Origin of the sequence: Mesorhizobium sp. M0152 (assembly GCF_040322415.1) — a bacterium.
Taxonomy (GTDB): Bacteria; Pseudomonadota; Alphaproteobacteria; order Rhizobiales; family Rhizobiaceae; genus Mesorhizobium.
This window is the reverse complement of sequence record NZ_JAMYTH010000010.1, coordinates 1-23,218: the sequence shown is the minus strand read 5'-3', so window position 1 is coordinate 23,218 and position 23,218 is coordinate 1. Positions and strand designations below refer to the sequence as shown.

Here is a 23,218-nt window from a genome sequence, read left to right as displayed (position 1 = left end):
CGGCGCGGAACGCAGACCTACTGAAAATTGCGGCCCTTGGGCATCACCATTTCCGCTTCTTCCGACAGCGTCGCCAGATCCTGCCGGATCGGTGCGCTCCGTGTCGCGGATGGAGCGGAGCGATCCGGTCCCTCTTGCCTCTCCAGGTGTCCAGGAGCACCGGCGACCGGCAGCCCGGCCGCGCCGACCTTCTCCAGAAGCACGGTCAGCCAGGGCGTCAGATCCTCTATCTTCTCGGCGACGATGTGGACGACACCCGATTCCGACTGCAGCTTGCCGGTGACGCGGACGAACCGCGCGCCCATGACGATGGGCCGGTAGCGGTCGAAGGTTCTTTGCCAGAAAATAACATTGGCAACGGCCTTGTCGTCCTCCAGCGTCAGGAAGATCGCATTGCCCTTGCCGGGGCGCTGCCGCACCAGCACGAGCCCGGCGACGGAGACCCGCCTGCCGTCGCGCACCGAATGAAGGTTGGCATTGGGCGTGACGCCGGCCCGGTCGAGCCGCTCGCGCAGGAAGGCCACCGGATGCGCCTTCAAGGACAGGCCGAGCGAACGGTAGTCGTGGATGACATGCTCGCCTAGAGGCATTTTCGGCAGCCTCGTCTCTGGCTCCAGCTCGCGCAGGCGTAGCGCCGGCTGGTCGAACAGCGGCAGCTTTTCGGCGGCACTCTTGCCATCGAGCGCGCGCACCGCCCACAAGGCCTCGCGGCGGTCGAGGCCAAGCGAGCGAAAGGCGTCGGCCTGCGCCAGCCTCTCGATCTCGCCCACATCGAGGCCGGAGCGCAGCCAGACGTCCCTGACGGATTCGTAGCCTGAGCCGCGCCGTTCGACGAACAGCCCCATGCGTTCCTCGGACAGGCCCTTGACCTGGCGGAAGCCGAGCCGCAGCGCGTGATCCGTTGCGATGACACCGCGCATTTCGGCATGGCGCGGAAGGATCCTGGCCGGCTCGAAAGGCGCTTTTTCCAAGGTGCAGTCCCAGGCGGAGAAGTTGACGTCGACGTCGCGGATATCGACGCCATGATCGCGCGCATCGCGCACGAGCTGGGCCGGCTGGTAGAAACCCATGGGCTGCGAATTCAGGATCGCGGCGCAGAACACGTCGGGATAGAAGGTCTTGAACCAGCAGGAGGCATAGACGAGCAGCGCGAAGGAGGCGGCATGGCTTTCGGGAAAGCCATATTCGCCAAAGCCCTCGATCTGCTTGAAGCAGCGCTCGGCGAAGTCCTTGGTGTAGCCCTTGCCGACCATGCCGTCGATCATGCGCCGCCGGTAATTGCCGATCGTGCCGGTGCGCTTGAAGGTGGCCATGGCGCGGCGCAATTCATCAGCCTCGCCAGGTTTGAAACCGCCAGCGACGATGGCGATATTCATCGCCTGTTCCTGAAACAGCGGCACGCCAAGCGTCTTGCCGAGGATCGCTTCCAGCTCCGGCTTTTGATACTCGGCCTCTTCCTTGCCTTGCCGGCGGCGCAGATAAGGGTGGACCATGTCACCCTGAATCGGGCCCGGGCGCACGATCGCGACTTCGATGACGAGGTCGTAGAACTCGCGCGGCCTGAGCCGTGGCAGCATCGACATCTGGGCGCGGGATTCGATCTGGAAGACGCCGAGCGTGTCGGCGCGGCAGATCATGTCATAGACGCGAGAATCCTCGTCCGGCAAGGTGGCGAGCACATAGGGTTGTCCATACGGGTCCCTTGCCTTCGGATAGTGGTTCGTGAGCAAAGTGAAGGCGCGCTTCAGGCAGGTCAGCATGCCGAGCGCCAGCACGTCCACTTTCAGGATCTTGACCGCGTCGAGATCATCCTTGTCCCATTCGACCATCTTGCGCTCGTCCATCGCCGTCTTGACGATGGGCACGATCTCGTCGAGCCGGTCCCTGGTGATGACGAAGCCGCCGACATGCTGGGAGAGGTGACGGGGAAAGCCCATGATCTCGTTGGCCCGTTCCATCACATGCCGCGATATGGGATCGCTCCGATCGAGCCCTCCGGCCCGGGCTTCCTTCTCGCCAAGCTCCGAGGTCGACCAACCCCAGATCGAGCCGGACAGTGACGCCCTGACATCCTCGGACAAGCCCATCGCTTTGGACACTTCGCGTAGCGCCGAGCGGCCGCGATAGCTGATGACGGCTGCCGCAAGGGCCGTGCGCTTGCCGCTGTATTTCTCGTAGATGTACTGGATGACGGTTTCGCGTTTTTCGTGCTCGAAATCGACGTCGATGTCAGGCGGCTCGTTTCTCTCCTCGGAAATGAAGCGCTCAAAAAGCGAATTGATTTTCTCCGGTCCCACTTCGGTGATGCCGATGCAGAAGCAAACGACCGAATTGGCGGCCGACCCACGGCCTTGGCAGAGAATGTCCTGGCTGCGGGCGAACTTGACGATGTCGTAGACGGTCAGGAAATAGCGGGCGTAGTTGAGGCGCTCGATCAGAGCGAGCTCTTCCTCGATGCGCTTCGTCACGGATTCGGGGACACCGGCCGGATAGCGGTTGACCGCTCCTTCCCTTGCCAATCTTGCCAGTTCGGCCTGCGGCCCGAGGCCGGATTCCGTCGGCTCATCGGGATAATTGTACTGGAGATCGCTGAGCGAGAAGGTCAACTCTTCCCCGAAACGCAGCGTCTCGGCCAACGCCTGCGGATGCCGGCGGAACAGGCGCGCCATTTCCAGGGGCGGCTTCAGGTGGCGTTCGGCATTGGCGGCCAGCTGCAACCCGACCTCGGCGACGGGCGTGTTGAGGCGGATCGCGGTCAGCACGTCCTGCAACGGACGCCGTTCGGCCGTGTGGTAGAGGACGTCGTTGGTCGCCATCAGCGGGATGCCGGCACTCTCGGCCATCGCCGCCGCCTGCTCGACCCGGAAACGGTCATTGCCGGCATAATCGGGCGAGATGCCAAGGCGCAGGCTCCTGCCGAAGCGGTCCTTGAGATCGCGAAGCAGGTCGAGGACATCTTCCGCGCCCGCCGTCAGGTTGGGCAGGACCGCCAACGACATCAGGTCTCCCCATTCGAAGAGGTCGCCGCGCTGAAGAAGCGTGGCGCCCTTCTCGGTTTCAACGCGCAGATTGGCTTGGGTGAGCATGCGGCACAGATGTCCCCAACCCTTGCGGTCCTGGGGATAGGCGAGGATGTCGGGTGTGCCGTCGCAGAAAACCAGCCGGCACCCGGGATGATAGGAGAGTTTTTCGACCTTGGCCTGCTGCCAGGCGCGTACCACGCCCGCCACCGTGTTGCGGTCGGCGAGCCCGATCGCTGAAAAGCCCAGAAGCTTGGCCGCGACCACCAGCTCCTCCGGCTTGGAGGCGCCGCGCAGGAAGGAGAAATTCGACTGGATGCCGAATTCGGCATAGGGAATGACGGCCAGCGCGTTCATGCGAAAACCCCATGCAGGAACCAGCGCGGCGGCAGCTGCGAACCGCCGTAAAGGCCTTGCCGGTAAAGCCAGTAGCGGCGGCCGTCGGCATCCTCGATGCGGAAATAATCGCGCGTCGATGCCGCTTCGTCGCTTGGCGCCTCGCGCCACCATTCGGCGGCGATGCGCTCCGGCCCTTCGGCACGCGTCACCCGGTAGAGCGCGCGCCGCCAACGGAAGTTCAGCGGCGGCCCCTCAGGCATTTCGGTGACCGGCACCTCGATGGGTTCGGGCGAGCGGAAAAGCCGGATCGGCCGCTCCGGCGGGAAGATAGTCGTGGGTGCCTGTATCCTGTCCGGCTTTTTCGGCGGCGTGGTGCGGCGCGGGGCTTCGGTGAAGGGGATCGTGACGACGGCGCGTTCCGGCAGATGGCTTTCGACGACGACCGGCCTGAGAACCGCGCCCTCGCCGAGCCGGGCGCGGATGCGGTCGGCGAACAGCGCGATATCGGCGCCGTCGTCGGTCACCTCGCCGGCAAGGTCGGCCTGCTGCATGTCGAAGGCGGCGGCCGACAGCACCGAAAGCCGTACCAGGTCGAAGCCGTAGCCGGCATCGATATCCTGTTCGAGCGCGGCCAGCCGTTCATGAAACAGCTTCTGGATCAGCATGGGTTCGCGCATCGGCCGCGAGGTGCCAAGCGCGATGCGGCTGACGGCGCCGTCGACGCGGAAGAGCAGCAGCGCCAGCGTCCTGGCACCTTCGCCGCGACGCTCGAGGTCGGTCTTCAATGTCGCCGCTAGCATGCCCACCAGCCGCTCGATATCCTCGGTCAGGGTGACGGGCTCGGCCAAATGGCGTTCGACCGAAAGCGGCGCGACGGGAAGGCGCGGCGACACCGCTTCGTCGAGATGGCCAAGCGCCTGGTCGAGGCGCAAAAGCAGCGAGGCGCCGAAGCGGCGGGCGAGTGGCGCGCGCGGCGCCGCCATAACGGCGCCCGCCGTACGCAGGCCGACGCTTTCCAGGCTGGTGCGGATCGCTGGTTCGATGCGCAACGCGGCCAGCGGCAAGGGTGCGAGCAGCGCTTCCTCCTCGCCGCTATCGACGATGCGGTCACCGGAGAAGCGTGCCGCCGCCCAGGCCGCGCCCGGTGTCGCGGCAAGCCCGGCGCGGACATCGAAACCCTGATGGAAGAAGCGCGACAGGATGTCGTCCAGCATGGCGCGCTCACCACCGAAAAGATGGGTGCAGCCGGTGACGTCGAGAAACAGGCCGTCGGTTGCGTCCAGCGCCACCAGCGGCGTGTAGCGGTCGCACCAGTCGGCAAGGCCTTCGAGAAGGCGGCGGTCGGCCTCCGGATCGGCTTCGGCGACGTCGATCGACGGATGCATGGCGCGCGCATCGGCAATGCCCATGTCGCGCTTCAGGTGCAGCGCCTCAGCCCGCTCGTCGAGGGCTGAAATGCGCTGCGCGTTCCCTTGGCGGTGGCTGATCACCAGCGGAAGATGATCCGACGGCCGGGAACGCCAGGATCGCCCCAGACGCTGCCGCAGGAGCCTTTCCACTGCCAGATAGGGAAACCACAGGGACAGGATTCTCTGCCCATTCTTTCTGGGCGCGTTCCCTCCGTCCTTCCTCGTCCCTTCTTTCGTCGAATGCGCGTTCATCGGGGTTCCACTCCAGTGTGAATTGTCCGGGCAGGGCCGTGCGGCTCTTGCCGATGGTGATGGTAAAGGCCGGGCGGCCGATCGAGCCGGCAAGCGGCCCGGCGACCGTGTCGCGCGGCACTGCCGGCGCCGACGCGACGATGAGGCGGACGGGCGCCGCCGTCGGTTCGGGCTCGGATGCCTGCCGCAACAGGAACACCGGCCGGCCGGCCGCCTGCGCACGGGCATGCAGCCGGCGCGTCGCGGTCAGGTCCAGCCGCTGCGGATTGCCGCGGATTTCAAGGATGACGGCGGCAAGCGCCGTCATGCGGGCGGCCTCCTCGGCGATCCACAGGGCATCGACAAGTTTTGGCGCTTCGGAGAACAGCAATTGCTCCGGCTGGATGCCGAACGAGGCATGAAGCCCTTTTGCGTAGGGAAAGCCCGCCTCCCGGAAAATCTCCGTGGTGCCGATCCACAGCACCGGCAGTCCTTGTGCCTGCCTGAGGATCAGGCTGGTGAGCGACAGCGCGAAACCGGCGACGGCTCCGGCGTCGCGGGTTTGCGTGCCATGGATTTCGCTCAAGGCGGCTTTCGGCAAACCACCGCTCAGGGCGGCATCGAGCCGCTCGACGCCGCTGGGCAGGAACGCATCCGGCAAGGCCGCCGCCACGCCGCGCCGGACGATTGTGACATCGCTGTTGGCATCGGCATCAGGGTTCGCGCCGGCCGGCACCTGCAGGCGCTCGGGCAGCGTTCCCTCGATTTTCGCGATCTGGCGGCGCAGGGCAAAAACAGTCTCCCGCGCCACGGCGGTCATCGCCATGACGGTCAGCTTCCACTCAATTGTTCCTGTTATGTTCCCTATAGATTCCAGAGGGCGCCGGAAGAGTCAAGCAGAGTCCTGAAGAATTTATTCCTGTTGGCGTGCAGGCTGCGGGTGCATCAGCCGCGTCATTTGCCGAGTCCGGCCTGAAAGCCTATATGCCGGATCAAAGGACACCGCATGGCCCGCATCTACAAAACACGCACCTGGCACGACGAGCTTTCGCCTTCGATGGAGGAAATGGAGTTCCTGGCGCTGGAGGCCTACGCCCATCTGCCGGAGGATTTTCGCAAGCTGACCGGCGAGATCGTCATTCAGATCGCCGAATTCCCGACCGACGAAATCATGGACGATCTGTCGCTGGAAACGCCGTTTGACCTGCTCGGCCTATTCGAGGGGCGCGGCATTGCCGAGCGCTGGAACCCGCAGACCGGCGAAGGCCCGAACCGCATCACGCTCTATCGCCGCGCCATGCTCGACTACTGGGCCGAAAACGAAGAGACGCTGGGCGACATCGTTACCCATGTGCTGATCCACGAGATCGGGCATCATTTCGGCCTGTCGGACGATGATATGGAGAAGATCGAAGAGGCGGTGGAATAAGGTCCTAAGCTTCAGCGAAAGCTACCAATCGCTAAGCTTGGTATCCGGCCCGTATTCCTGACCCTCGACATCCTTGACCACCGCCTGGCCGCAGCGCATGGACTTGGCTTTCTTGTCATAGGCATAGGTCGGCGAGCCGAACAGGTGCCAGCCCTTGTTCAGCGCCGCCGTCACCTTGTGGCAGAAGCTGGCATCGTCCTGGGCGGTCAGAAAGCGGTAGAGTTTCATTTTTCAGTCCCTGTCGTGAAGAACGAGCGGCCTTGGGTCGAGCATGATCTGTTCCGAAAACCGATTGCCGTTTTCATGCTCAATCATTGGCCGATGGCGGCCGCCTTCGCCAGCAGTTTTTCGGCCTGCACCAGATGCAGCCGCTCGACCATCCTGCCATTCAGCGCAAGCACAGCTTTGCCGCTGTTCTCCGGAAGCGCAAAGGCGTCTTTCACCAGGCGCGCCTCGGCCACCGCCTCCGCCGATGGCGCGAAGGCGCGGTTGGCGGCTTCGATCTGGGCCGGATGGATAAGGGTCTTGCCGTCGAAGCCCATGGCGGCGGCTTCCGTGCATTCGCGGGCGAAAGCATCGAGGTCGCGGAAATCGTTGGAGACGCCGTCGAGCATGTCGATACCGCCGGCCCGCGCGGCCAGCACCATCTGCATCAGCCACGGCACGATATAGCGGCGGTCGGGCGTCGCCAGCACGCCGGTGTCCTTGACCAGATCGTTCGTTCCGGCAACGAAACAAGCCAATCTGGATGCTGGGTCGCGACCAAGTTCGGCAATGGCGCCGATGTTGAGCAGCGCCTTGGGCGTCTCGATCATCGCCCACAATTTCACGCTGTCCGGAGCAAAATTATCATCGAGCACATCGCCGGCCTCGAGCAGGTCGCGCGGCGTGTCGACCTTGGGCAAAAGAATGCCGTCCGGCTCGCAGTTGGCGGCGGCCAGCAAGTCGGCGGCGCCCCATTCGCTGGCCATCGCGTTGACACGCACGATCATCTCGCAACCGCGGCTAATGTGGCTGGCAACTGGACGGGCGGCGAAAATCCCCGCCAGCTTTTCGCGGGCGGCGATCTTGTCGGCCGGGGTGACGGCATCCTCGAGGTCGATGACGATCACGTCGCAGGAAAGCTGCGCGATCTTGGCCAGCGCCTTGTCGCTGGAGGCTGGGATATAGAGCACCGAGCGGCGCGGGCGGTAGGTATCGGTCATATCGGATCTATGCCGCCTGTGGCGGGTGGAGGCAAGCGTGCGGGAGGGGAGAGGAAAAGCGCGGGCTCGCCAACGTTGGTGCCCTTCCTCTCCCTCCGGAGGGGGGAGAGGTGGCGCTGCAAAGCAGCGACGGAGTGGGGGAAGCCATTCGCCCAACGCGCAGCCGCCGCAAGACAGACACAAACCCGGCGAGCAAGAAAACTCCAGGCAAGCGGCAATCAGTCGATGAACGGTCGACCCCCACTCCGTCTCGGCTTCGCCGAGCCACCTCTCCCCCGATCGACGGGGGAGAGGAACCTGAACTGGAATGAAGCCTCGATCCTTCCCCCACAAGTGGGGAGATCGGCAGCTTTGGTCTTTGCACGAAAACTGCACAGGCTTGCGGAAAACCTCCTCGGATCCGCCGCATCGCTTCCCTGCCCGCCTGCGAGACAGGCGGCATGCAAAAGCGAGCAAAACACCGTCCCTGCCTTGCCGGCTGCGCGGCGAAAGCTGGTGGCTGATCGATCCGCCGCCAGCGAAACCCGCGATCTCAGCCATTGCCGGCAAGCGCCCGCCGATCATCCGGTTGCAAGCCACGGGGAAGACCAGGTCATGACATCCTTGTTCACCGCCCCGCCGAGCTATTGCAGCCGCCTCGGTTCCGCCGTGCTGCTGGCAGCACTTGCGGATTTTCTGTTCTACGGCCAGCCCGTCGGCATCACGGTTTTCCTGTTCGCCATGCTGATTGCCGCCGCGGTCGTGGCTGTGCATCCAGCAGCCTTCAGCGACGGCAGGCTCTGGACCAAGCCCCTTGCGCTGCTTGTTGCATTGCTGCCGCTTGCCGAGACTGTAAGCGCCTTGTCGGTGTCAACAGCGCTTGTTGCCATGATCGTCTTCGCGCTTTCGCTCGGCGGGCGGTTGCGACACCGCACTGCCGGCATTGCCGGCCAGATCGCGCTTTTCCTGCTGGCGATGCCGTTCCGGTTCGCCGCCGATTTCATCCGCTGGCGCAAGACGGCGCGCCGGTTCAGCCGGCGCCGCGTCCGGCTGGCGGCGATCGCCGTCTGGGCGATGCCGTTGACATTGGGCGCCGTCTTCCTGGCGCTGTTCGGCGCCGCCAATCCGGTCATCGATTATTGGTTGTCGCTGATCGACCTGCTGAAGCTGCTCGATCTCATCCAGCTCGCGCGGCTTGCCTTCTGGCTTTTCGTGCTCGTCGGCGTCTGGGCGTTTCTGCGGCCACGCTTGCCGCGCCTGTTCCGCCGTATCCCGCGTGCGCCGACGGCGATCGCTATCAGCGCTCGATCAAAGGCGACCGTCACCACGATCGAGGACATCCTGTTCGGCAAACCCGCCATCCTTCGCGCGCTTGTTATCTTCAATACGTTGTTTGCGCTGCAGACCGCGCTCGATGCCACCTACCTCTGGGGCGGAGTCACTCTTCCCAACGGGCTGACCTATGCCGCCTATGCGCATCGCGGCGCCTATCCCTTGATCGTCACCGCCCTGCTTGCCGCCGGCTTCGTGCTGTCGGCGCTGCGGCCCGAAAGTGCGGCATCAGCCGATCCGCTCATCCGCCGGCTGGTCTATGCCTGGGTCGCGCAGAACATCATGCTCGTCATCTCGTCGATCCTGCGGCTCGATCTCTATATCGGCATCTATTCCCTGACCTATCTGCGCGTCGCCGCTTTCGTCTGGATGGGGCTGGTGGCGGCCGGGCTTGCCCTGATCATCGCCCGCATCGCACTTCGCAAATCCAATGAGTGGCTGTTGTCCGCCAATCTTCTGACGTTTTCGGTGACGCTTTATGCCTGCTGCTTCATGAACTTCGCCGCGCTGATCGCCAATTACAATGTCGACCATTCCCTCGAAATGACCGGCCAGGGCATTCCCCTCGACGCCTGGTATCTGCGCTCGCTTGGCCCGGGCGCGTTTCCGGCTCTCGATCGCTTCCTCGGTCATCAGGGGAGGACGGCTGCCGCCGACGATCCGGCCTTCCGTCAACTCGCAGGCCTGCGTAGCAGCGACGAAGGCCGGTATCGCGCCATCCAGGAAAACTGGCGCGCCTGGAGCTTTCGCGACCGGCGGCTCAAGCGCACTCTCGACACCAAGGGGCCGCTCGTGGTTCCTCAGCATATCGAACCTTACGGGCCGGGCCGCTGATCCATGCCGCATCACATCCTTGTCGCCGACGATGATCCGCATATCCGCGAAGTGATCTGCTTTGCGCTGGAAAAGGCCGGCATGAGCACGGCTGCCGTTCCCGATGGCGCTGCCGCTCTGCGGGCGATCGAACGGCGCACGCCCGACCTTGTCGTGCTCGACATCGGCATGCCGGAGATGGACGGGCTGGAGGTCTGCCGGCGGTTGCGCCACACATCCGACGTGCCGGTGCTGTTCCTGTCCGCGCGAGATGAAGAAATCGACCGCATCCTCGGGCTCGAAATGGGCGGCGATGACTATGTGACGAAACCGTTCAGCCCGCGCGAGCTGGTCGCCCGCGTCAATGTCATCCTGCGGCGCGCCCGCCCAATGCGGCCGGAACAGGCCGCCGACAAGCAGTTCGCGCAGGGAAAACTCGCCTTGGCGCCGGCCAGCCATGCCGCCAGTTTCGACGGCAGGCCACTTGCGCTGACGGGGATAGAATTCTCGATCCTGAAGGGGTTTCTGGCGCGCCCGACCCATGTGCTCGACCGCGACGCGGTGATGGCCAGCGCCTATGCCGCCAACATCCATGTCGCCGGCCGCACGGTCGACAGCCATATCCGCAACATCCGCGCCAAGCTGGCGGCGGTGGGCTGCCTGGATGCCATCGAGACGGTGCACGGCGTCGGCTTCCGGCTAGGCCGATGCGGCTGACGGCCTCGCACAAATGGATCGGCCGCAAATGGCGGCCTCGCCTGGCCACGGTCGTCGTCGCCATCCTGGTCATGGTCATGGCCCTGCCGCTGGTCGGGCTGTTCTTCTTCCGGCTCTACGAAAACCAGCTGATCCGGCAGACCGAGGCGGAGCTGATCGCGCAAGGGGCTGCCATCGCCGCCATCTATGCGCGGGATGTGCGCGATGCCGGCATCCCGCCGGAGAAGCTCGGCGTGCCGATGCCGCAGGCGAACCCGAGCCGGAGCGCCACTCCCGACTACCGGCCGATCGAGCCGCGTCTCGATCTCGCCTCGGATACCGTGCTTCCGACCCGGCCCGCGGCGATGGCCGCGATTCCCGATCCGCCCTTCGCGGCGATCGGCGCGCGCCTGTCCGGCATACTCGACGCCACGCAGAAAACCACGCTGGCCGGCTTCCGGCTGCTCGACCCCACGGGCGTCGTCATTGCCGGACGTGGCGAGGTCGGGCAGTCGCTCGGCGAGGTCGAGGAGGTGCGGGCCGCACTTGCCGGCCACTATGCCAGTGCGCTCAGGCTGCGCATCCCCGACCAGCCGGCGCCACCGCTCTATTCGGTCAGCCGCGGCACCAAGGTGCGGGTCTTCGTCGCCCTCCCGGTGGCCGTCGCTGGCCAGGTCGCTGGCGTGGTCTATGTGTCGCGAACACCCAACAACATCATGAAACATCTCTATGGCGAGCGCGGCAAGGTGACCTTGGCGGCGATCGCCATCCTCGGCGGCACGCTGCTCATCGGCCTTGTCTTCCTGCGCACCGTCAGCCGGCCGATCTATGCGCTGATCGACCGCACGCGGCGGATCGGCGCCGGCGATCGCGGTGCGATCAGGCCGCTCGACCACCACGGCACATATGAAATGGCCGAGCTTTCCGCCGCCTTCCTCGACATGGCGGAAAAATTGCAGGCGCGCTCGGACAGCATCCAGACTTTTGCCACCCATGTCTCGCACGAGCTCAAATCGCCGCTGACGGCGATCCAGGGCGCGGCCGAATTGATGCGCGATTCCGGCGCGGCGATGGACGAAACCGAGCGGCGGCGTTTTTCCAACAATATCGTCACCGATGCCGGACGGCTCAATCTGCTGGTCCGTCGGCTGCTCGACCTGGCGCGTGCCGAAAACCTTGCGCCGAGCGGCGAAAGCACTTCGATCAGTGCGGCACTGGCGCTGCTGCCCGTCGATAACAGGCTGGCGGCTCGCGTCGAGGCCGGCGGCGATATCGGCTTGCGCATATCGGCCGAGAACGCGGTGATCGTGCTTGCCAATCTCATCGATAATTCGGCCCGCCACGGTTCGACCCTGGTTTCGGTCACAGCGGCCAGCGCCGAAGGCAGAGCGACCATCCTGGTCGGCGACGACGGCGCCGGCATCTCACCGAGCAACCGGACGCGCATCTTCGAGCCATTTTTCACCACACGGCGTGATTCCGGTGGCACCGGCATGGGCCTCGGCATCGTACTGGCCCTCCTGAAAGCGCATGATGGTACGATCAGGCTGGTTGACTCCGAACGCGGCACGCGCTTCGAGATCATTTTGCCGGTTGTGTGAAACCAGGCTTGGAGAAGCAAAGAGTGCGCTACGACATTGTCATCATCGGCGGGGCCATCGTCGGTTCCTCGATCGCCTACTATCTGCGCGAGGAAGGTTATTCCGGCTCGATCGCGCTGGTCGAGCGCGATCCGCAATTCGCTCATGCGGCAACGACATTGTCCTGCGCCTCCATCCGCCAGCAGTTTTCGATCCCCGAAAACATCCGCCTGTCGCAGTTCACGCTGAAACTGTTCCGGCGGCTGACCGAAGAGTTCGGCACTGATGCCGATATCGGCTTTCGCGAGGGCGGCTATCTCATCCTGGCCGGCGAGAACGGTTTGCCGATCCTCAAGGCAAACCACGACGCGCAGATGGCCGAGGGCGCCGATATCGTGCTCGAGGACGCCGACGAGCTGGTGCGCCGCTTCCCGTGGCTGTCGGCCGAGGGCATCACCGCCGGCGCCTATGGCCGCAGTGGCGAGGGCTGGTTCGACGCGCATGCGATGCTGATGCTGTTCCGCAAGGCATTGCGGCAGAAGAAGATCGATTTCATTACCGCCGATGTCACCGGCATCGAGCGGCAGGGCGACCGCGTCACTGGCGTCAGTCTCGACAATGGCGAGACTTTACAGGCTGGAACCATCATCAACGCCGCCGGGCCGAATGCCGGCAAGGTGGCTGCTCTTGCCGGGCTGGCGCTGCCGGTCGAGCCGCGCAAGCGCAACGTCTTCGTCTTCGAGGCGCGCGAGAAATACGCCGATATGCCGCTGCTCGTCGACCCCTCGGGCATCTATGTCAGGCCGGAAGGCTCGGTCTACATCACCGGCGGCGCCGAGCCGGAAGAGAGCGACGGCCCCGCCGATCCCCAGGATTTCGAGGTCGACTGGCCGTTGTTCGAAGAGGTGATTTGGCCGGTGCTGGCGACCCGCATTCCAGCCTTCGAGGCGATCAAGCCGACACGTGCCTGGGCCGGCCATTACGACTACAACACGCTCGACCAGAACGCGGTGATCGGCCCGCATCCCGAAGTCGGCAACTTCCTGTTCGCCAACGGCTTTTCCGGCCACGGCCTGCAGCAGGCACCGGCGGTGGGCAAGGCGCTGGCCGAGCTGATCGTCCATGGCGGCTACCGAACTGTCGATTGCTCCGCGTTTGGCTATGGGCGCGTGGCCGAGGGGCGGGCGTTCCGGGAATTGAACGTGATTTGAGGCGGCCAGCTTCGGCGCCGCGCCGCTGCACCACCGGGAGGCGAATTCGAAGCCGTTTCGCGTGGCGGGGCTTGTGCCGGCACGCACAAACGATTGCCTTTTATTTGCCCGCGGCTTTGTGTAAACCGGCCTCAGCAAATTCCCCGCAACGAAAACACGGGCAAAAGCCATGGAAAAATTCACCAAGCTCACCGGCGTCGCCGCCCCGATGCCGATCGTCAATGTCGACACCGACATGATCATCCCGAAGGATTATCTCAAGACGATCAAGCGCACCGGGCTCGGCACCGGCCTGTTCGCCGAAATGCGCTACAATGACGACGGTTCGGAAAATCCGGATTTCGTGCTCAACAAGCCGGCCTACCGCAAGGCGCAGATCCTGGTCGCCGGCGACAATTTCGGCTGCGGCTCCTCGCGCGAACACGCGCCATGGGCGCTGCTCGACTTCGGCATCCGCTGCGTCATCTCGACCTCGTTCGCCGACATTTTTTACAACAACTGCTTCAAGAACGGCGTGCTGCCGATCACCGTCAGCCCCGAAGACCTCGAAAAGCTGATGGACGACGCCTCGCGCGGCTCGAACGCGACGGTGTCGGTCGACCTCGAAGCCAAGGAGATCCGCGGCCCTGACGGCGGCGTGGTCAAATTCGATCTCGACGACTTCAAGCGCCACTGCCTGCTCAACGGTCTCGACGACATCGGCCTGACCATGGAAAAGGCCGGCGCCATCGCTTCGTTCGAGAAGAAGAACGCCGAACAGCGCCCCTGGGCCTGATAGGCTCAACACACCCGGACCGTTGCCAAGTGCAACCGGTGTTCCGTTTCCGCGGCGACCGGCTATGATCCGACGAAACGGAGGATCATCATGACACGTTCGCTTGTTGCCGGCGCTTGCGGGCTGGCTCTTGCCCTTCTGTCTGTCGCGGGCGCTCACGCGCAGACGCAGACGCCGGCCACGCAGCAGACGCCGGCGGCCGAAAAGCCCGCGGCGGATCAGGCAGCGGACGCCGCCGATGCATCCGATGACGATCGCCAAGCGCCCGTGCCGTTCGAGGGCGGCCAGCTGACCATCACTCAGCCGGAGCAGGATGGCGAGAAGGTGCTCGCCTATGACGGCCAGCAGCTGGCCAGCAATTACGACGTCTTCTTCGACAAGATCGTGGAGGTCGGCGGCATGAAGGTGGCGCTGTTCGATGTCGGCGACGGCGGCAATCAGTGCGGGCCGGCCACGGTGATCGTCTGGAAGCCGGAAGGCGGTACCATCCAGAGCACGACAGTCGAGCAGGACGAGTGCGGCGCACCGCCATCGGCGGTTTCCGATAGCGCTATCTATTTCGTACCCTATCTGTTGCCGGGCGATGCAAAGCCGGCCTTGCAATGGTCGCCAACCGACGGGCTGACGATCTCGGGCAATCTGACCTATATGCCGGAGCCCGGCACCGATTGGAAAGACATCGATCCGGAAAAGTTCCAGAACATCATCGACGCTTTCCACAACGAAGCTGTCTACAGGGAAGCCGAAAAACTACTCGGTAAGGACATACCCGATATGGCGACCAGCCTGCTGGTCGGCGGCGGCACCGAAAAGACGGCGTCGGGCGCCTTCTACGCCAGCGGCTGCGTGCCGCATGACTGCGGCGGCAATGACGGCTTCATGGCGGTCGACCCGGCCCAGCACAAGCTCTATTTCGCCCGCCGCGGCGACAAGCCCGAACCGGACGCCTGGCCGCCAGTGGCAACATGGCCGGCCGACGTGAAGGAAGCGCTGGACAAGGCGCTGGAGTCGCCGAATTAGGAACATAGGCCGCGATCCGTCGCGCCCCCCTCTGTCCTGCCGGACATCTCCCCCACGAGGGGGGAGATTTGCCTTTTCGCCGTCCCGCTCGCCTTGCAGGGTTCGAGATTGGCTAACCCGGAGGAGCCGATCTCCCCCTTGTGGGGGAGATGCCCGGCAGGGCAGAGGGGGGCGCTGCTGTTACCTATCTATCGGCTGGACACTGTCCCGCCGACATCGACAAGGTTTGCACCGCCGATCTGTCCACGTTGGCCCATGGCTGGCGCACATTTTCCCTGCAAAATGGTCGCCAATAATCCTGCGAGGACCCATGCGAAAACTTATCTCCACCGGGTCGCCATTCGAAAAGACCGCCGGCTATTCGCGCGCCGTGGTGCAGGGCGACTGGTGTTTCGTGTCCGGGACGACCGGCTACGATTACGCGACGATGACCATGCCGGACACGGTCGAGGCGCAGACGCGCAATTGCCTGGCGACCATCGCCAAGGCGTTGCAGGACGGCGGCTTCGCCATGGCCGACGTGGTGCGCGCGCACTACTATGTCACCGACCAGGCCTTCGTCGATATGGTCTTCCCCATTCTCGGCGAGGCGTTCGGCGAGATCAGGCCGGCGGCGACGATGATCGTCTGCCAGCTCAACAAACCGGAAATGAAGATCGAGATCGAGGTGACCGCGCTGCGGCGCACAATCTGAGGTTCCGTGCCATGAAAGTCCGACGCATCGTTGCAAACATAGGCACACAGGACATCGCGGCGGCGAAGCGCTTCTACCAGGACGTGCTCGGCCTCGATCTGCTGATGGACCTTGGCTGGATCGCCACCTACGGCTCGCAAGAAAAAATGAACGTGCAGATCAGCTTCATGGCGCAAGGAGGCTCGGGCACGCCGGTGCCGGACCTGTCGATCGAGGTCGACGATGTCGATGCGGCGCTCGAAGCCATGAAGGCGGCCGGCTTCGCCATCGAATACGGACCGGCCGACGAACCCTGGGGCGTGCGGCGCTTCTATGTCCGCGACCCATTCGGCCGGCTGGTCAACATTCTCTCGCATCGGTGAATATCTGCAAAACACCGAGACGACTGCAGATCTGGAGATGTTGGCGGGACAGCGAAGGAACGCCAACGAATGGGGTTGTCCTTCATCGCAGCGTTCTTCGTCCCCTTGCGTCGCAACCGCTTGGCGTTTAGCAAGGCCGCGGTTCAATTCTTTCTGGGACGGTTTCTCCATGGCAACGAAGCATCTTTTCCTGCTCGCCGGCGACGGCATCGGTCCGGAGGCCATGGCCGAGGTCAAGAAACTGATATCAGCCATGAACGACAGGCTCGGCAGCGGCTTTACCACCGAGGACGGCCTGGTCGGCGGCTGCGCCTACGATGCGCATGGCGCGGCGATCTCCGATGCCGACATGGAAAAGGCGATGGCGGCCGACGCGGTGCTGTTCGGCGCCGTCGGTGGCCCGAAATGGGATGCCGTGCCCTATGAGGTGCGCCCCGAAGCCGGCCTGCTGCGCCTGCGCAAGGACATGGAGCTGTTCGCCAATCTGCGCCCGGCCATCTGCTATCCAGCACTGGCGGCGTCCTCCTCGCTCAAGCAGGAAGTGGTCGAGGGGCTCGACATCTTGATCGTGCGAGAATTGACCGGGGGCGTCTATTTCGGCGAGCCCAAGCAGATCATCGATCTCGGCAACGGCCAGAAGCGCGGCATCGACACGCAGGTCTACGACACGTTCGAGATCGAGCGCATTTCGGGCGTCGCCTTCGAATTGGCGCGGACCCGCAAGAACCGCGTCACCTCGATGGAGAAGCGCAACGTCATGAAGTCGGGCGTGCTGTGGAACGAGGTCGTCACCCAGACCCACAAGGCACGCTATGCCGATGTCAAGCTCGACCACATGCTGGCCGACGCCGGCGGCATGCAGCTGGTGCGCTGGCCAAAACAGTTCGACGTCATCGTCACCGACAACCTGTTCGGCGACATGCTGTCCGACATCGCCGCCATGCTGACCGGCTCGATCGGTATGCTGCCCTCGGCCTCGCTCGGCGCACCCGACGTGAAGACCAAGAAGCGCAAGGCGCTCTACGAGCCGGTGCACGGCTCGGCGCCGGATATTGCCGGCAAGGGCATCGCCAACCCGATCGCCATGATCGCCTCCTTCGCCATGTGCCTGCGCTATTCCTTCGGCATGGTCGATGAAGCCGACCGCGTGGAAAGCGCGATCGCCGCCGTGCTCGACGAAGGCCTTCGTACCAAGGACATTCTCTCTCCGGGCATGACCGAGGTCGGCACCGTTCAGATGGGCGACGCGATCATCGCCAAATTCCTGGGCTGATCCCATGGCGATCGACGTCCGCTGGGCGACGATCGAGGACGCGCCGGCGCTCGCCGATGTCTTGTGCGAGATGGCGGTGCACTACCGGCAGCCGCCTCTTGCTGCCGATCGGGCTCTGTCGGCCGCACGGAAATGGCTTGGCGAGGAAAGTCCGGCCTATCCGCATTTCGCGCTTGCCTTCGTCGAGGGAGAGGTCGGCGGCCTCGCCTCGGTGGCGATCGCGCATCCCGGCATCGATCTCGAACGGCTGCTGTTCCTGAAGGATCTGTTCGTGCGCAAGAGTGCCCGCAACGTCGGCGTCGGCAGGGCGCTGATCGGTTTCCTCGCCGACCACTGCCGGCACAACGGTATCGGCCGGATCGACCTGACCACCGAAGACTGGAACGAGGGCGCGCTGCGTTTCTACGACCGGCTTGGCGCCGAACGCCACGGCCAGAAGATCTTTCTCAGGCTTTCGGGCGAGGCGCTGGCGGCGGTCAAACCCTGACGCCCGCCGGCACCGGTCCCCAAGGATTCTCGCCCAGCTGAGGCGGCATAAGCCCGAAGATTAGCAGGGCGATGCCCCCAATGACCGGGATGAAGCAGAGCGTGGCAAACCAGCCGCTCAGGCCGGCGTCATGCACACGCCGCACGAGGAGCGCAATCCAGGGAAGGATCAATCCCGAAAAGAAAACCAGGGCGGGTATGAACCCTATGAACCCAATCGGCGTCCTGTCCGCGTTGGTTTCGAAGCCGTTGATCGCCAGGTCAACAAGTATTCCGAAGGCGAAAAACGCGAAGATCCCCAGGGTGTATAATAGCCAGAAGGCCCAGAATTCCTTGCGTCGGGAGCGTCCGTTGAAATTGCTGTAATCCGCAATCACCGCACGCCAGAAGTAAGCCCATAGCCCTGTGGAGTAGGTGGGCCGGCTTCGGGCGGAACGGCCGGTCTGCCGTGGCTGACCAGTGCTTGACGGCGGTGCGGCCAAGGCCACGGCGACGATGTTGTGCGCAGTGCCGTCGTCCGGCTGGAACTCGACAAGAGCACCCCTGACGAGGGGCAGTTCCTGGCTCAGATCGATACGGGAAAAGATATAGCGCTTGCTGTCGATTCCGTTGATGTAACCGTAGTCCTGACCCTCGTCATAGTGGAACACCGTGCCGCGCATGCTCTGCCCCCGTTTCACATAGCGTCGTGCAAATACTACTCAGGGTTGCTTACAATTGCAACATGCACGCCTACGCTACGTTCTGACGCCCGCCGGCACCGGTCCCCACTGGTTTTCCCTGGCCTGTGTCGGGATCAGCGCGAAGACCAGGATGATCAGGCTGCCGATGGTCGGGACGAGAATCAGCAGATAGAGCCAGCCCGACAGGCCGATGTCGTGCAGCCGGCGCACGGTCATGCCGAGGCTGGGCAGGACCGTGGCCAGCAGGAAGACGACGAAAAGCCCGATCGTCACCGCCGGCATCTCGGCGCTGTCGAGATTGCCCGTCTCGACATCGGCAAAAACGCCAATGCCGATGACCGCCAGCAACGCAATGGTCCAGAACAGGCAATAGCTCCAATACTCCTTACGGCGGGCGCGCCCGGCGAAATTGAAGTAGTTCTGCGTCACGCCGCGCCGGAAATAGCTCCACAGCCCGGTGGATTCAGCGGGCTCCGAGAACCGGCCGAAATGCTGCGGCCGGGGTGCGCCTGCTGCCGGTGCATTGCCGGCTCGGGTCAGTGCCGCGGCCGGCGGGAGAGCACCGACAGGTGGGCTGGCTGCGAGGCCGGCGATCGAAAAGACATCCCGCGCCTGGCCGCCGCCCGGCTGGAACTCGACGGCCGTGCCGTTGGTCATGGCGGTTTCCCGGCGCAGGTTCTCGCGGGTGAAGGTGTAGCGGTTGCCATCGGCTCCGGTGATGAAGCCGAAGCCCTGGTCCTCGTCATAGTGAAGCACTTCGCCGCGCATGAGCCGCCCCCCGTTCCAGACTGTTCAAAGTTCCGGCGAATGGCAAGGGGCAAGCGCTTCAGGTTGAATTCGCCCGTCATTCCTTACGGGGCGGGTGGCGCCGCCCCTTGCCTGCTCTCATCAATGGTTTCGCCAATCACCAGCACTGCAGAATAGGCGCCGAGGTTGCGGTCAGCCTCTTCTCCCCGTCACTATACGGGGAGAAGTGCCCGGCAGGGCGATGAGGGGCGGCGCCGACACTCGCGATTAATGGCCAACATCAGCCGGGGCCTGTTGTTTGTCTGAAGCCGCCGTTCCGACGAACCAGAATGCGGCGAAAGGTTCAGTCCGGCCGCTTCTTCGCCTTCTTGTGCTTCGGCGCGCCGGTGTTTTCGAATTTCGGCTTGCCCGGCTTTTTAGACCATGGCTTTGCCTCGAATGCGCCGGCGGGGCGCTGATCGGCCGATGCCGGTGCACGCTTCTCGAATTTGCGCTTCGGCGCGTTGGGGTCGAACGGCGCCTTGCCGCGATGCGGTTTCTTGTCAGGGCTTGGGGGCTGATAGCCGGCTCGCGACAAATCGGGCGTGCCGTCGAGCCGCTTGACCGCGATGTTGCCCTGCAATTTGCGGTCGGGACCGATCGCCGTGAGGAAGCGGTCGGCCCAGTCGGCGGCGATCTGCACGTAAGTCTCTTCCGGCTGCATCTTGATGGCGCCGATCTCGCGCTTGCTGATGCCGCCCGTGCGGCACAGCATCGGGATCAGCCACCGCGGCTCGGCATTCTGCCGGCGTCCGACCGACAGCGAGAACCAGACGCTGGCGCCGAAATCGTCGCGACGGCCGGGCGCCTCGTCGCGGTGCGCGAACTTTTCGCCTCCCGGTTTTTCACGCGAAGGCGTGAACGGCGCGATCTCCATGAGATCCTCCGGCGCCGAGCGGCTGGCGCGGCATTGACGCACGAAAGCGGCCGCCACCTGCTCGGCGCCATGCCGGCTGAGAAGCGCGTCGATGAAACCGCGCTCGTCATCCTTCACCGGCGCTTCGAAAGCCGGATCGGCAAGGATGCGCTCGTCGTCGCGCCGGATCACGTCGTCGGCCGAGGGCGGGCTGGCCCATGTCGCTGTCAATTTGGCGTTCTGCAACAGCCGTTCGGTGCGCCTGCGGGCGCTGTTGGGCACGATCAGCGCGCTGACGCCCTTGCGCCCGGCGCGGCCGGTGCGGCCGCTGCGGTGCAGCAGCGTTTCCGGATTGGTCGGCAGGTCGGCATGGATGACCAGTTCGAGGTTGGGCAGGTCGATGCCGCGCGCCGCGACATCGGTGGCGATGCACACCTTGGCGCGGCCGTCACGCATCGCCTGCAGCGCGTGGCTGCGCTCGTTCTGGCTGAGTTCGCCCGAAAGCGCCACGACTGAAAAATTGCGGTTGTTGAAGCGCGCGGTGAGATGGTTGACGGCGGCGCGGGTGTTGCAGAATACCAGCGCGTTCTTCGCCTCATAAAAACGCAGCACGTTGATGATGGCGTTCTCGCGGTCGGCCTGGGCAACGCTCAGCGCCCGGTATTCGATGTCGAGATGCTGCTTTTCCTCGCCGGCGGCCGAAATGCGCACGGCATCGCGCTGGTAACCCTGGGCCAGGGTGGCGATCGAGCGCGGCACGGTGGCCGAGAACATCAGCGTGCGGCGCTCGGCCGGAGCTGCGTCGAGGATGAATTCGAGGTCCTCGCGAAAGCCGAGATCGAGCATCTCGTCGGCTTCGTCGAGCACCACCGCCTTGAGCGCCGACATGTCGAGCGAGTGCCGGGTGATGTGGTCGCGCAATCGGCCGGGCGTGCCGACGACGATATGGGCACCGCGCTCCAGCGCGCGCCGCTCGGTGCGCATGTCCATGCCGCCGACGCAGGACGCCACCGTGGCGCCGGTCAGCTCGTAGAGCCACTCCAGTTCGCGCGTCACCTGCAGCGCCAGCTCCCGCGTCGGCGCCACCGCCAGCGCCAGCGGCGCGGCGGCATGGGCAAAGCGCTCGGCGCCGTCCAGAAGGGTAGGCGCCAAAGCCAGGCCGAAAGCGACGGTCTTGCCGGAGCCGGTCTGCGCCGACACCAGCGCATCCGCCTGGCCGAGCTCGGGGGCCAGGACCGCCTTCTGTACTGGCGTCAGTTCGGAATAGCCGCGTTTTTCCAGCGCCCTGGCAAGCGCTGGAACGATAGCTTCGAAGTTGGACATCTCACTCTTTCGGATTTGGAGGGTTCTGGGCTCATCGTGGAGCACATACCAGGGCTGGCGCTGCGCCAGCCAAACAATCTTGGACGTTCGTACTTCGTGCGGCAGCCATTGTACAGGGCACGGCGCGAAACCGCGCGCGCATCACGATTGACTCTCGACGCAAAGCGCGTAAAAGCCGGCACCGAACAGGATAGTTTCGATGCGCGGCCTTTTGATGGCGCTTTATGCACTCGACTTCGCCGGCCATGGCAATGTGGTTCGTGGACCGTCGACGCACGCGTTCCTGCGTTCAACCAAAACTACGGCCAAAACGACCACCAAAACGGTGTGATTCCCTTGGCCTAACCACCCTCTCCCGGGTTCGGCCCGGGGGACGGAACCCGCATTGGCCGGCGGGTTTTCTCCAACAACCAAGCGGAGAGGGACAGGAGATCTTATGAGTTTCAAGGTTGCGGTAGTCGGCGCCACGGGCAATGTGGGCCGGGAAATGCTCAACATACTGGAAGAGCGCGGCTTTCCGGTAAGCGAAGTCGTGGCGCTCGCCTCGCGGCGCAGCCAGGGCACCGAAGTGTCGTTCGGCGACCGCACGCTGAAGGTCAGGACGCTCGACCAATATGATTTTTCCGACACCGACATCTGCATCATGTCGGCCGGCGGCAACGTCTCCAAGGAATGGTCGCCGAAGATCGGCAAGCAGGGCTGCGTCGTCATCGATAATTCGTCGGCCTTTCGTTACGACCAGGACGTGCCGTTGATCGTGCCGGAAGTGAACCCGGACGCGATCTCGCTATTCACGCGCAAGAACATCATCGCCAACCCGAACTGCTCGACGGCGCAGCTCGTCGTGGCGCTGAAGCCGCTGCATGACGCGGCCACCATCAAGCGCGTCGTCGTCGCCACCTACCAGTCGGTCTCGGGCGCCGGCAAGGAAGGCATGGACGAGCTGTTCACGCAGACGCGCGCCGTGTTCGTCGCCGACTCGGTCGACGTCAAGAAGTTCACCAAGCGCATCGCTTTCAACGTCATTCCGCATATCGACGTTTTCCTCGACGACGGTTTTACCAAGGAAGAGTGGAAGATGGTCGCCGAGACCAAGAAGATGCTCGATCCCAAGATCAAGCTGACGGCGACCTGCGTGCGGGTGCCGGTGTTCATCGGCCATTCGGAAGCGGTCAACATCGAGTTCGAAAAGCCGATCACCGCCGACGAGGCGCGCGACATCCTGCGCGATGCGCCGGGTTGCCAGGTCTTGGACAAGCGCGAGGACGGCGGCTACATCACGCCGCTGGAATCGGCCGGCGAGGACGCCACCTTCATTTCGCGCATCCGCGAGGATTCGACCATCGACAACGGCCTGTCGATGTGGATCGTCTCCGACAATCTGCGCAAGGGCGCGGCGCTCAACGCGGTGCAGATCGCCGAGCTGCTGGTCGAGCGCGGCCTGATCCAGCCGAAGAAGAAGGCGGCTTGATTCTCGCTCACGGGCCGCACCGCCGCTGACGCGGCTGGCCCTGCGCGGGGACGACCGGCGGCCCGCAGTCGCGGGCTCGCCCTTTGGCCGGGTGGTGTTGAAAGGTTTGCGAGGACATTGATGCCCTTCCTCTCCCCCGTCGATCGGGGGAGAGGTGGCCCGAAGGGCCGGAGTGGGGGTCGACCGGCCTCGCCCGTTGTTGTTTCAGCCGGCCTCGGCCTCATCAAGACCCTGGTTGTCAGCGG

General features: G+C 64.4%; 21 protein-coding genes. 13 read left to right on the top strand and 8 right to left on the bottom strand.

The genetic code is table 11. The annotated features are described in order from the left end of the window. Positions 1-17 precede the first annotated feature (17 nt). From NKJ26_RS12820 to NKJ26_RS12810, 3 genes are read right to left on the bottom strand one after another with little or no spacing between them, the layout of a single operon-like run. Positions 18-3,377 carry an error-prone DNA polymerase gene (locus NKJ26_RS12820; protein ID WP_352695527.1) on the bottom strand — a complete coding sequence of 1,120 codons (3,360 nt, stop codon included), beginning with the start codon at positions 3,375-3,377 and terminating at the stop codon, positions 18-20. Further along, positions 3,374-4,849: a DUF6504 family protein gene (locus NKJ26_RS12815; protein ID WP_352603028.1), complete on the bottom strand. Its 1,476-nt coding sequence runs from the start codon at positions 4,847-4,849 to the stop codon at positions 3,374-3,376. Before NKJ26_RS12815 ends, NKJ26_RS12820 begins: the two co-directional genes overlap by 4 nt. Continuing rightward, the gene (locus NKJ26_RS12810) at positions 4,791-5,825 is read right to left on the bottom strand and encodes an ImuA family protein (RefSeq protein WP_352695526.1); all 1,035 of its coding nucleotides are present in this window, start codon (positions 5,823-5,825) and stop codon (positions 4,791-4,793) included. Before NKJ26_RS12810 ends, NKJ26_RS12815 begins: the two co-directional genes overlap by 59 nt. A 180-nt stretch (positions 5,826-6,005) precedes the next feature. Here NKJ26_RS12810 and NKJ26_RS12805 point away from each other — a divergent pair, with 180 nt between their 5' ends. Next, complete coding sequence (locus NKJ26_RS12805; protein ID WP_352603032.1) at positions 6,006-6,428, top strand: metallopeptidase family protein; 423 nt, start codon at positions 6,006-6,008, stop codon at positions 6,426-6,428. A gap of 21 nt (positions 6,429-6,449) precedes the next feature. On the opposite strand, the gene NKJ26_RS12800 is transcribed toward NKJ26_RS12805, so the two are convergent. Both NKJ26_RS12800 and NKJ26_RS12795 read right to left on the bottom strand, forming a co-directional pair. Beyond that, positions 6,450-6,656: a DUF1737 domain-containing protein gene (locus NKJ26_RS12800; protein ID WP_027025708.1), complete on the bottom strand. Its 207-nt coding sequence runs from the start codon at positions 6,654-6,656 to the stop codon at positions 6,450-6,452. An 83-nt stretch (positions 6,657-6,739) separates the two neighbouring features. After that, positions 6,740-7,633 carry an HpcH/HpaI aldolase/citrate lyase family protein gene (locus tag NKJ26_RS12795; RefSeq protein WP_352603034.1) on the bottom strand — a complete coding sequence of 298 codons (894 nt, stop codon included), beginning with the start codon at positions 7,631-7,633 and terminating at the stop codon, positions 6,740-6,742. A gap of 594 nt (positions 7,634-8,227) precedes the next feature. Between NKJ26_RS12795 and NKJ26_RS12790 the strand changes: the two genes are divergently transcribed. The 10 genes from NKJ26_RS12790 (at position 8,228) to NKJ26_RS12745 (ending at position 17,855) form a co-directional block, all read left to right on the top strand. Beyond that, positions 8,228-9,778, top strand: a complete 1,551-nt coding sequence (locus tag NKJ26_RS12790) for a DUF4153 domain-containing protein (protein ID WP_352603070.1) — start codon at positions 8,228-8,230, stop codon at positions 9,776-9,778. A 3-nt stretch (positions 9,779-9,781) separates the two neighbouring features. Next, positions 9,782-10,474: a response regulator gene (locus tag NKJ26_RS12785; RefSeq protein WP_352695524.1), complete on the top strand. Its 693-nt coding sequence runs from the start codon at positions 9,782-9,784 to the stop codon at positions 10,472-10,474. Then, positions 10,465-12,054: a sensor histidine kinase gene (locus NKJ26_RS12780; protein ID WP_352695522.1), complete on the top strand. Its 1,590-nt coding sequence runs from the start codon at positions 10,465-10,467 to the stop codon at positions 12,052-12,054. Before NKJ26_RS12785 ends, NKJ26_RS12780 begins: the two co-directional genes overlap by 10 nt. A gap of 23 nt (positions 12,055-12,077) precedes the next feature. After that, a complete protein-coding gene (locus NKJ26_RS12775; protein WP_352695520.1) occupies positions 12,078-13,244 on the top strand; it encodes an NAD(P)/FAD-dependent oxidoreductase in 1,167 nt (388 codons plus the stop codon). A 169-nt stretch (positions 13,245-13,413) separates the two neighbouring features. After that, positions 13,414-14,019, top strand: coding sequence for a 3-isopropylmalate dehydratase small subunit (gene leuD / locus NKJ26_RS12770; RefSeq protein WP_027025714.1), 606 nt, complete (start codon positions 13,414-13,416; stop codon positions 14,017-14,019). 90 nt (positions 14,020-14,109) lie between these two features. Next, the gene (locus NKJ26_RS12765) at positions 14,110-15,039 is read left to right on the top strand and encodes an Ivy family c-type lysozyme inhibitor (protein WP_352695519.1); all 930 of its coding nucleotides are present in this window, start codon (positions 14,110-14,112) and stop codon (positions 15,037-15,039) included. A gap of 310 nt (positions 15,040-15,349) precedes the next feature. Further along, positions 15,350-15,733, top strand: coding sequence for a RidA family protein (locus tag NKJ26_RS12760; RefSeq protein ID WP_352603042.1), 384 nt, complete (start codon positions 15,350-15,352; stop codon positions 15,731-15,733). A gap of 11 nt (positions 15,734-15,744) precedes the next feature. Beyond that, positions 15,745-16,095 carry a VOC family protein gene (locus NKJ26_RS12755; RefSeq protein WP_352603044.1) on the top strand — a complete coding sequence of 117 codons (351 nt, stop codon included), beginning with the start codon at positions 15,745-15,747 and terminating at the stop codon, positions 16,093-16,095. A gap of 169 nt (positions 16,096-16,264) precedes the next feature. Next, the gene (leuB, locus tag NKJ26_RS12750; RefSeq protein WP_352695517.1) at positions 16,265-17,368 is read left to right on the top strand and encodes a 3-isopropylmalate dehydrogenase; all 1,104 of its coding nucleotides are present in this window, start codon (positions 16,265-16,267) and stop codon (positions 17,366-17,368) included. Between the two features lie 4 nt (positions 17,369-17,372). Then, positions 17,373-17,855 (top strand): GNAT family N-acetyltransferase, encoded by a 483-nt coding sequence (locus NKJ26_RS12745; RefSeq protein ID WP_352695516.1) that lies wholly within the window; start codon positions 17,373-17,375, stop codon positions 17,853-17,855. Here NKJ26_RS12745 and NKJ26_RS12740 read toward each other — a convergent pair. From NKJ26_RS12740 to NKJ26_RS12730, 3 genes are all read right to left on the bottom strand, one after another. After that, on the bottom strand, positions 17,845-18,516 hold the full coding sequence (locus NKJ26_RS12740) for a DUF805 domain-containing protein (RefSeq protein ID WP_352695515.1): 672 nt from the start codon (positions 18,514-18,516) through the stop codon (positions 17,845-17,847). The genes NKJ26_RS12745 and NKJ26_RS12740 overlap by 11 nt on opposite strands. Before the next feature lie 75 nt (positions 18,517-18,591). Then, the gene (locus tag NKJ26_RS12735; RefSeq protein ID WP_352695514.1) at positions 18,592-19,305 is read right to left on the bottom strand and encodes a DUF805 domain-containing protein; all 714 of its coding nucleotides are present in this window, start codon (positions 19,303-19,305) and stop codon (positions 18,592-18,594) included. A gap of 322 nt (positions 19,306-19,627) precedes the next feature. Further along, positions 19,628-21,502 (bottom strand): DEAD/DEAH box helicase, encoded by a 1,875-nt coding sequence (locus tag NKJ26_RS12730; RefSeq protein WP_352695512.1) that lies wholly within the window; start codon positions 21,500-21,502, stop codon positions 19,628-19,630. Positions 21,503-21,701: 199 nt separating this feature from the next. Between NKJ26_RS12730 and NKJ26_RS12725 the strand changes: the two genes are divergently transcribed. Next, a complete protein-coding gene (locus tag NKJ26_RS12725; RefSeq protein WP_352695510.1) occupies positions 21,702-21,833 on the top strand; it encodes a hypothetical protein in 132 nt (43 codons plus the stop codon). A gap of 105 nt (positions 21,834-21,938) precedes the next feature. Then, on the top strand, positions 21,939-22,973 hold the full coding sequence (locus tag NKJ26_RS12720) for an aspartate-semialdehyde dehydrogenase (RefSeq protein ID WP_352603058.1): 1,035 nt from the start codon (positions 21,939-21,941) through the stop codon (positions 22,971-22,973). Positions 22,974-23,218: the final 245 nt, after the last annotated feature.